This is a genomic window from Herbiconiux ginsengi, from assembly GCF_900107435.1.
GTDB lineage: Bacteria > Actinomycetota > Actinomycetes > Actinomycetales > Microbacteriaceae > Herbiconiux > Herbiconiux ginsengi.
This window is the reverse complement of the sequence record NZ_FNPZ01000004.1, coordinates 575,871-584,998: the sequence shown is the minus strand read 5'-3', so window position 1 is coordinate 584,998 and position 9,128 is coordinate 575,871. Positions and strand designations below refer to the sequence as shown.

General features: G+C 68.0%; 8 protein-coding genes. 3 read left to right on the top strand and 5 right to left on the bottom strand.

What is annotated here, in order from left to right; all coding sequences use genetic code 11:
- The coding region (locus BLW00_RS19040) for an aldehyde dehydrogenase family protein (RefSeq protein WP_139256801.1) at positions 1-629 on the top strand (629 nt) is incomplete at its 5' end.
- A gap of 59 nt (positions 630-688) precedes the next feature.
- On the opposite strand, the gene hpaD is transcribed toward BLW00_RS19040, so the two are convergent.
- The 4 genes from hpaD to BLW00_RS19020 are packed head-to-tail and all read right to left on the bottom strand — an operon-like array spanning position 689 to position 5,500.
- Positions 689-1,765, bottom strand: coding sequence for a 3,4-dihydroxyphenylacetate 2,3-dioxygenase (hpaD, locus tag BLW00_RS19035; RefSeq protein ID WP_092557127.1), 1,077 nt, complete (start codon positions 1,763-1,765; stop codon positions 689-691).
- A gap of 24 nt (positions 1,766-1,789) precedes the next feature.
- Positions 1,790-3,313: a 5-carboxymethyl-2-hydroxymuconate semialdehyde dehydrogenase gene (gene hpaE, locus BLW00_RS19030; RefSeq protein ID WP_092557125.1), complete on the bottom strand. Its 1,524-nt coding sequence runs from the start codon at positions 3,311-3,313 to the stop codon at positions 1,790-1,792.
- A 2-nt stretch (positions 3,314-3,315) separates the two neighbouring features.
- Entirely contained in the window at positions 3,316-3,999 is a 684-nt protein-coding gene (locus BLW00_RS19025; RefSeq protein ID WP_092557123.1) for a GntR family transcriptional regulator, read from the bottom strand.
- Positions 3,989-5,500, bottom strand: coding sequence for a fumarylacetoacetate hydrolase family protein (locus tag BLW00_RS19020; RefSeq protein WP_092557121.1), 1,512 nt, complete (start codon positions 5,498-5,500; stop codon positions 3,989-3,991). Before BLW00_RS19020 ends, BLW00_RS19025 begins: the two co-directional genes overlap by 11 nt.
- A gap of 91 nt (positions 5,501-5,591) precedes the next feature.
- Here BLW00_RS19020 and BLW00_RS19015 point away from each other — a divergent pair, with 91 nt between their 5' ends.
- Entirely contained in the window at positions 5,592-6,377 is a 786-nt protein-coding gene (locus BLW00_RS19015) for an FAA hydrolase family protein (protein ID WP_092557119.1), read from the top strand.
- Positions 6,362-7,171, top strand: a complete 810-nt coding sequence (locus BLW00_RS19010) for an HpcH/HpaI aldolase family protein (protein ID WP_245741684.1) — start codon at positions 6,362-6,364, stop codon at positions 7,169-7,171. Before BLW00_RS19015 ends, BLW00_RS19010 begins: the two co-directional genes overlap by 16 nt.
- On the opposite strand, the gene BLW00_RS19005 is transcribed toward BLW00_RS19010, so the two are convergent.
- Positions 7,165-9,072 (bottom strand): FAD-binding monooxygenase, encoded by a 1,908-nt coding sequence (locus BLW00_RS19005; protein WP_092557117.1) that lies wholly within the window; start codon positions 9,070-9,072, stop codon positions 7,165-7,167. The genes BLW00_RS19010 and BLW00_RS19005 overlap by 7 nt on opposite strands.
- Positions 9,073-9,128 lie beyond the last annotated feature (56 nt).

The following is a 9,128-nucleotide window of genomic DNA, read 5'->3' as shown; positions in this document are numbered from 1 at the left end:
TGGTCGCGGTGGAGCCCATCGCCGATGAACTGGTCGCGAAGATCAAGGAGCGCATGGCGACCCTGAAGATCGGCGACGGCCGGCGCGGTTGCGACATGGGCCCGCTCGTCACGGAGGTGCACCGCGACAAGGTCGCCTCCTACATCGATGTCGCCACCGCCGACGGCGCAGACGTGGTGGTCGACGGGCGCGGCATCGAGGTCGACGGCGAGGCCGGCGGGTTCTGGCTCGGCCCGACCCTGATCGACAAGGTGCCGACGACGTCGAAGGTGTATCTCGACGAGATCTTCGGCCCGGTGCTCTCGGTGGTGCGGGTGCACTCCTACGACGATGGCGTGGACCTCATCAACAACGGCGCCTACGGCAACGGGACGGCGATCTTCACGAACGATGGCGGGGCCGCCAGGCGGTTCCAGAACGAGGTCGAGGTCGGGATGATCGGCATCAACGTGCCGATCCCGGTGCCGGTGGCATATCACTCGTTCGGTGGGGTGAAGGACTCGATCTTCGGCGATTCCAAGGCGTACGGTCTGGCCGGGTTCCGCTTCTTCACCCAGGAGAAGGCCATCACCTCCCGGTGGCTCGACCCCTCCCACGGCGGCATCAACCTCGGCTTCCCCCAGAACTGAGCCCGGGGGCCGCCCCGATAGGATTGACGACCGTGGCCGCCGCCCTCGGACCCCGCGCCTCAGAGGGTGTGGCCGAGTTTGAACCCGTGCTCGATGTCGTCCTTGCGGGTATAGGAGAATCCGTCGGCTCCGACCGTGACGGCCATCTCGGTCGGGTCCTCCCGCTTGACGACGGGCTGGGGGTTGCCGTCGAGGTCGAGCACCAAGGATGCCTCGGTGTACCAGCTGGGCACGACCGGGTTGCCCCACCAGTCGCGGCGTTGGTTGTCGTGTACATCCCAAGTCACGACGGGGTTGTCGGGATCACCGGTGTAGTAGTCCTGTGTGTAGATCTCCACGCGGTGCCCGTCGGGGTCGAGGATGTAGAGGTAGAAGGCGTTCGAGACGCCGTGGCGGCCGGGGCCGCGCTCGATCAGGTCGCTCTTGCGCAGGGCGCCGAGCTTGTCGCAGATGGAGAGGATGTTGTGCTTCTCGTGCGTCGAGAACGCGATGTGGTGCATCCGCGGGCCGTCGCCGCCCGTCAGGGCCGTGTCATGGACGGTGTCCTTGCGGCGCAGCCAGGCGGCATAGGTGACGCCGTCCTCGTCTTGAATGTCCTCGGTCACGCGGAAGCCGAGGTCTTCGAGGTACTTGCGACCGCGCGGCACATCCGGAGTGACCTGGTTGAAGTGGTCGAGCCGCACCAGGGCGCCCGGACCGTAGAGCTCGTAGTGCCAGGCGAGGCGCTCGACGTGGTCGACCTGGTAGAAGAACTCGTACGGGAAGCCGAGCGGATCGGTGACCCGCACCGAGTCGCCCACGCCGTTCACGAACCCGTCGCGGCGACGCTCGGTGCGGCATCCGAGCTCCTCGTAGTAGGCCTCCGCGAGGTCGACGTCTTCGGGGCTGCGCACCCGGAATGCGAACGCGGCCACGGCGGCGACCGGTCCCTGCCGCAGCACCAGGTTGTGGTGGATGAACTCTTCGAGGGTGCGCAGGTAGATGGAGTTCTCGTCCTCCTCGGTCACCACGAGGCCGAGGATGTCGACGTAGAACTCGCGTGACCGGGCGAGGTCGGTGACCACGATCTCCATGTACGCGCAGCGCAGGATGTCGGGAGGGGTCACCGTGGAAGTGGGGATCGTGGCATTCGTCATCGAAGTGTCTTTCTACGGGTCGGGTCAGTGGGAGGAGCCCGCGCCGAATCGCGCGGTGTGCACCGGGCCGAGCGAGATGTGCACGGCCTGCTGGTCGGAGTAGAAGTCGAGCGAGCGGTACCCGCCCTCGTGTCCGAGACCGGACGCTTTCACGCCGCCGAACGGGGTGCGGAGGTCTCGCACGTTGTGCGAGTTCAGCCACACCATGCCGGAGTCGACGGCCTGGGCGAAGGTGTGGGCACGCTCGAGGTCGTTGGTCCAGATGTAGGCGGCGAGGCCGTACTTCACGCCGTTGGCGAGAGCCAGCGCCTCCTCTTCGGTGTCGAAGGGGGTGATCGCCACCACGGGACCGAAGATCTCCTCTTGGAAGATGCGGGCATCCGGCTCGACGTCGACGAACACCGTAGGTGCCACGTAGTTTCCGGTCGGCAGCCCGTCGGGCCGCCCCCCACCGGCCACGAGCCGGCCCTCGCTCTTGCCGATCTCGACATAGCTCATCACCTTCGCGAAGTGCTCGGGATGCACGAGAGCGCCCACCTCGGTCTTCGGGTCGTGGGGGTCGCCCACCACGATGTTCTTCGCGCGAGCGGCATAGCGTTCCACGAACTCGTCGTAGACGGGGCGCTCGACGAGGATCCGGGAACCTGCGGTGCAGCGCTCCCCGTTCAGTGAGAACACGCCGAACAGAGTGGAGTCGAGCGCAGCGTCGAGGTCGGCGTCGGCGAAGACCACGGCGGGCGATTTGCCGCCGAGCTCCATCGACATGCCCTTGAGCGTGGGAGCGCAGTTCGCGAAGATCAGCTGCCCGGTGGAGCTCTCGCCGGTGAAGGAGATGAGTTGCACGTCGGGATGCTTGACGAGCGCGTCGCCGGCCTCCTCGCCGAGCCCGTTCACCAGGTTGAACACACCGTCGGGCACACCGGCCTCGCGGAAGATGTCTGCCCAGAGACTGGCCGAGAGCGGCGTGAACTCGGCCGGTTTCAGCACGACCGTGCAGCCCGAGGCCAGCGCGGGCGCGAGCTTCCAGCTCTCCAGCATGAATGGGGTGTTCCACGGGGTGATGAGCCCTGCCACCCCCTTCGGCTTGCGGTTGACGTAGTTGAGCTGACGGCCGGGCACCTTGTAGGTGTCGTCCGTCTGCGCCACGATCAGGTCGGCGAAGAAACGGAAGTTCTCGGCCGCCCGCTGCGCCTGGCCGAGCGCTTGCGTGATGGGCAGCCCCGAGTCGAACGACTCCAGCTCGGCGAGACGGGCGTCCCGCGACTCGACGATGTCGGCAACGCGATTCAGGATGCGGGACCGGGCGCGGGGAAGCATCGTGGGCCATGGGCCTTCGTCGAAGGCCTTGCGGGCCGCGGCGACGGCGAGGTCGATGTCGGCCGTCTGCCCGGCTGCGGCCTGGACGTAGTTCTGGTTCGACACGGGGTCGAGCACGTCGAAGGTCTCACCGCCCACGCTGTCGACGAGCGCGCCGCCGATGTAGTGCTGGATCTTCGCCGGCAGCCCCTCGGGAACGTGCTGGAGCGCGGTGTCGGTCTGGATGGTCATACTCATCGTCCTTGGTTCGCTTGATGGTTCAGGAGTGCGTCGAGGGTGCCCGTGCGGTGGGCACGCGCGGCGAGCTCGATGTCGAGCGGCGCCGCCCCGGACTCGATCAGTTGCAGCAGCCGCTCGTGCTCCTCGACCGATTCCCGGGCACGACCGGGCACGAAGCTGAAGGTCGAGTCGCGCAGGAGTGCGAGCCGGTTCCAGCCGCGATGCACCAGGTCGAGGATGTGCGGATTAGGGCAGTGCTCGAAGATCACGGCATGGAACTCGAGATTCAGCTCGGTGAAGCGGTGGGGTTCGAAATGATGGAGGCAGTCGACCATCGCGGCGTTGATGTCGCGCGCCTCGATCAGGTCGAGCGAGGAGACGAACGGAGCCGAGAGCGCAGTGGCCTTCCCCTCCACCAGCGCCAGGGTCTCCATCGTGTAGAAGTACTCGCGTTCGTCGACCATCGCAACCTGCGCACCCACGTTGCGCTCGAAGGTGACGGCGCCCTCCGCTTCGAGCCGGCGCACGGCCTCGCGCACGGGCACCACGCTCACCTCGAGCTGCTTGGCGATCTGCCCGAGCACGAGACGGAAGCCCGGCGAATAGCTCCCGTTCTCGATCCGCTCTTTGATGAAGAGGTACGCCCGCTCCGACTTGCTCAACGTCACCGGCGCGTCGTCACGCGCGTCACTGGCCATCGGTCGTCTCCCGTCCCTGCTCCGCTGCCGCTTCGTAGCGCGCTCTCCAGGCCGCGTTCATCGGGTAGAGGCCATCGATCGGCTCACCCTCGGCGACCCGGGCGGCGATGTACTCCTCCTCACGTTCTTGCATGATGGCGGCGTCGACGACCTCGTCGACGAGGTGCGGCGGGATGACGAGAACTCCGTCGCCGTCGCCCACGATCACGTCTCCCGGTTGCACGGCGGCCCCGCCGCAGGCGACGGTGACGTCGACCTCCCACGGAACGTGGCGGCGGCCGAGCACGGCGGGATGGGCGCCCTTCGAGTAGGCAGGGATGCCGAGAGCGGCGACCGCGGCGATGTCCCGGATGCCGCCGTCGGTCACGATGCCGGCCGCTCCCCGAACTCGGGCACGAAGGGCCAGGATGTCGCCGACCGTTCCCGTGCCGGCCTCCCCTCGAGCCTCGATCACGAGCACGTCGCCCGGGTTCAGACCGTCGAAGGCGCGTTTCTGAGCGTTGTAGCCGCCTCCGTGGCTCGCGAAGAGGTCGGGCCGGGCCGGGATGAACCGCAGCGTGCGCGCCTGGCCGATCATCGTCTCGCCCGGATGGAGGGGGTGCACGCCGTCGATCGTCGTGTCGTCGAAACCACGCTTGCGCAATTGCGCGCTGAGGGTCGCTGTGGCGACCGACGCGAGCCTCTCGCGCCGCTCAGCGGTGAGCCGCCAAGCCGGCTCGAGCCCCGCCGCCTCCGCGCTCCCCCAAGCCTCGCTGCGCTGCAGATCGTCGACCTTCGGGCCGGCACCGAAAGCGCCGGGCACCGCGTCACCCTGAACCACACGGGTGACGAGACGGCCGGTGCTCGGCGCACCCGGCGCATCCGGCGCGTCGACCTCCACCTCCACCACCTGTCCGGGCACGACCACGCTCGAACCGGCGGGGGTTCCGGTGAGGATGACGTCGCCTGCCTCGAGGGTGATGAGTTGCGACAGGTCGGCGACGAGCTGCTCGAAGGGGAAGACGAGCGCGGCCGTGGTGTCGTCTTGCGCGAGCTCTCCATCGACCCAGCTCCGGATGCGCAGGGCATTCGGATCCACGGCCCGCGCATCGATCGCCGCCGGACCGAGCGGAGTGAAGCCGTCGCCACCCTTGGAGCGGAGGTTCGAGCCCTTGTCGGCCCAGCGGAGGTCATAGACGCCGAAGTCGTTCGCGGCGGTGACCGCGGCCACATGGCTCCACGCATCCGCCCGGTCGACGCCGCGCGCGGCACGACCGATGACCAAAGCGATCTCGCCCTCGAAGGCGAGCAGCTCGGTGCCCCGCGGGCGTTCGATCTCGCCGCTGCGGGCGACCGAGGTCGTCGGCTTCACGAAGTAGGACGGATGCTCGGGTGTGCGGCCGCGTTGCGCGATGCGGCTCGGATAGTTGAGGTGCAGCGCGATGATCTTTCCCGGCCGATCGGGACCGGTCGGATCGTACGGGGCCACAGGAGCCCTCGACGGGAGATCTTCGTACGTCATGGACTAGATCGTATACGATAAGATCGACGATGGGAAGACATTCGATCGTGGGACCATTGTTCCCACGGCGACACGGAGAGACGAGGACGTCATGCTCGACACGGAGACCATCGCGGCGATCGCCGACGAACTGGTGGAGGCGGCGCGGAGCCGGGTGCCGATACCCCTGCTCACCGCGCGCCACCCCGATATGACCGTCGAGGACTCCTACGCCGTGCAGTCGCTCTGGCGGCGGCGCAACGAAGAAGCCGGGCGCCGGCTCGCCGGCCACAAGATCGGGCTGACCTCGAAGGCGATGCAGGCGGCCACCGGCATCAGCGAGCCCGACTACGGGATCATCTTCGACGACATGGTGCTCGAGACCGGCAGCGTGCTGCAGTGGGATGTCTACACACATCCTCGCGTGGAGGCGGAGTTGGCGTTCCGCTTGAATGCCGATGTCGGCGGCCCCGGCTGCACCCTTCTCGATGTGCTCGCCGCCACGGAGTACGTGGTGCCGGCGCTCGAGATCCTCGATTCCCGGATCGAGATGGACGGGCGCACCATCGTCGACACCATCAGCGACAATGCCGCGATGGGCGTGATGGTGGTGGGCGGTCGGGCGGTGCGGCCCGACGACATCGATCTCCGCTGGGCGGGCGCCATGCTCTACCGCAACGAAGGAATCGAGGAGACCGGCCTGGCGGGCGGCGTGCTCAACAATCCCGCCACGGGCGTTGCCTGGCTGGCCAACAAGATCGCAGTCCACGGCGAGGAGCTGAAGGCCGGCGAACTCATCCTGTCCGGTTCGTTCACGCGCCCGATGTGGGTCTCCGCGGGAGACACGGTGTTCGCCGACTACGGCCCCTTGGGGGTGGTGACGTGCCGATTCCAGTGAATCCGGATCACGGTTTCGCAGCAGCGCTCACGACGGTCGACCGGCCGCTGGCCGGGATGTGGGTGTGCAGCGGGAGCCCGTTGATCGCCGAACTATGCGCCGGATCGGGTCTCGACTGGCTCCTGATCGATGCGGAGCACAGCCCCAACTCCCCCGAGTCGCTGCTGGCGCAATTGCAGGCGGTGCACGGCTATCCGGTGCTGCCCGTGGTGCGCCCGCCCGTGCTCGATCCGGTGCTGATCAAGCAATACCTCGACCTCGGGGCGCAGACCCTGCTCATTCCGATGGTCGACACCGCCGAACTCGCCGAACTCGCCGTCCGGAGCGTGCACTACCCGCCGCGGGGAATCCGCGGTGTGGGCTCTGCGCTCGCGCGGGCCTCGCGCTGGAATCGCATCGACGGCTACCTGGGTTCCTCGGCTGAGCGCATCTCCGTGATCGTGCAGATCGAGTCGGCCGAGGCCGTGGCCAACATCGAGGAGATCGTCGACGTCGATGGCCTCGCGGGAGTGTTCATCGGGCCCTCCGACCTCGCGGCGTCGATGGGAGTGCTCGGCCAGCAGGACCACCCCGATGTCGTGGCAGCGGTCGAAGCCTGCCTCGCCGTGGCCCGAGCGCACGAGGTGCCGGCCGGCGTGAACGCCTTCGCCGAACCACTGGCGAGACGCTACCTCGCCGCCGGCGCCTCGTTCATCCTGGTGGGCGCGGATGTCGCACTCCTCGCGCGCTCCTCGGAGGCCCTCGCCGATCGCTACGTGGCCGGCACCGACGATTCGGGGCGCACCAGCTACTGAGCCGTCACCGGCAGCCGGAGCATGTTCCCGGCGAAGAACTCAGCCAGTTCCGTCGTGGCCGTGAAGGGGAGCACGTGCGCGACGTACTGGTCGGGGCGCACCACCACGACACATCCATCGCGCCGGTCGATACCGCGCTGGTCGTGGATGGCGTCACCGGGAGCCCCGGCGTAGACCTTCTCGTAGTCGATCAGGCCGAACGGGCCGACGCGGGGCAGGAAGATCGCCGGCACGGTGGCGATGTCGACCTCGGTGTGGACCTGCGGATAGACGACCTTGACGTCGAAGACGCTGTCGCGGTCAGTGCCCGTGGGCGTGTACGCGACCACCGGCGAGTCGGGTGAGACCGCCAGCCATTCCGCCCACTGCGCGAACGCCGGCTCCCCGCCTTGCCCGGCCGCCGCGACGCCGGGGAAGGCATAGAGGCGCCAGCGCCCGTCGGCGCGATGGTGATGACCGAGGTGGATCGGATTGCCGTCGGCCACGCGCACGACGAGCGCCGACTTGAAGCGCTTGCCGATCGGGAACCCCGCGGCCAGCGCCTGATGCGTCGCCTCACCGATGAGCATCGAGGGCGGGTACTGGGTCATGAACCCGGCCGGGAACTCGGCGGTGCGCACGTAGAACTCACCCAGCTCCTTCGGGTCGTCGAATTCTTCGGGCTTCTTCGCCATGAGGGTCGACCATTCCTTGTCGAAGTCGATGAGGTTCTTCGCGATCACCTGCCGCTCGGCCGAGTACGTCGAGAGCAACGCCTCCGGGCTACGCCCGGAGAGCACCGAGGCCAGCTTCCAGCCGAGATTGAACCCGTCCTGCATCGAGACGTTCATCCCCTGGCCGGCCTTCGCGCTGTGGGTATGGCACGCGTCGCCCGCGATGAACACCCGGGGCGTGCGGCCCTGGTCCTCAGCGGGGACGTCGTCGAACTTGTCGGTGAGGCGGTGGCCCACTTCGTAGACGCTGTACCAGGCGACATCCTTCACGTCGAGTGTGTAGGGGTGCAGGATGCGGTTCGCCTTGGCGATGGCGGTCTCGACCGTGGTCTCACGCACGGCGCCGTGGTCGTCGGCGGCGACCTCGCCCAGATCGACGTACATGCGGAAGAGGTGCCCGCCCTCGCGCGGGATGTGCAGGATGCTGCCCGCTTGCGACTGGATGGCGCACTTGGTGCGGATGTCGGGGAAATCGGTGACCGCCAAGGTGTCCATGACCGCCCAGGCATGCGCCGCGGACTGCCCCACGAGCCGCCGGCCGATCGACTCGCGCACGCCGCTGCGGGCACCGTCGCAGCCCACGACGTATTTCGCGCGCACCGTGCGCTCTTGTCCTTCGCGTTCGCCCGCGCTCTCGCGCACCGTGACCGTGACCGGGTACTCCCCCTGGTCGGCCACCTCGATGCCCAGGAATTCGAGGCCGTAGTCCGGGGTCATCCTGCTCGGCGAATAGGCCATCACCTCGGCGAAGTAGTCGAGCACCCGCGCCTGGTTCACGATGAGGTGCGGGAACTCGCTCACGCCGGTGGCGTCGTCGGCAGGGCGGTCGGTGCGCACGATCCGTGTGGGGTCGGCGGAATCCGGTGCCCAGAAGCTCATCTCGGTGATGCGGTAAGCCTCGTCGATGATGCGGCCGGCGAAACCGAAAGCCTGGAACGTCTCAACGCTGCGCGCCTGGATGCCGTCGGCCTGGCCGATCGCGAGCCGCCCCGGCCGACGCTCCACCAGCCGCGTCGTGATGCCCGGGAACTGCGAGAGCTGGGCCCCCAGGATCATGCCCGCCGGCCCCGCTCCCACGATGAGCACGTCGACCTCGTCGGGCAGCTCGGCGGGACGGTCGATCCCGGTGCCGGCCGCGGGACTGATCCGCGGATCGCCGGAGACGTAGCCGTGGTGGTGAAACTGCATGGGGGGTGCCTCGCCTGTCTTCATCGACGGGTGTTCTATTATCGAACGCGTCGTTC

What these genes read in the sequence shown, in the direction of transcription:
- BLW00_RS19005 (WP_092557117.1), bottom strand. Translation starts at nt 9,072, where the DNA reads ATGCAGTTTCACCACCACGGCTACGTCTCCGGCGATCCGCGGATCAGT.
- BLW00_RS19015 (WP_092557119.1), top strand. Translation starts at nt 5,592, where the DNA reads ATGCTCGACACGGAGACCATCGCGGCGATCGCCGACGAACTGGTGGAG.
- hpaE (WP_092557125.1), bottom strand. Translation starts at nt 3,313, where the DNA reads ATGACCATCCAGACCGACACCGCGCTCCAGCACGTTCCCGAGGGGCTG.
- BLW00_RS19020 (WP_092557121.1), bottom strand. Translation starts at nt 5,500, where the DNA reads ATGACGTACGAAGATCTCCCGTCGAGGGCTCCTGTGGCCCCGTACGAT.
- BLW00_RS19025 (WP_092557123.1), bottom strand. Translation starts at nt 3,999, where the DNA reads ATGGCCAGTGACGCGCGTGACGACGCGCCGGTGACGTTGAGCAAGTCG.
- hpaD (WP_092557127.1), bottom strand. Translation starts at nt 1,765, where the DNA reads ATGACGAATGCCACGATCCCCACTTCCACGGTGACCCCTCCCGACATC.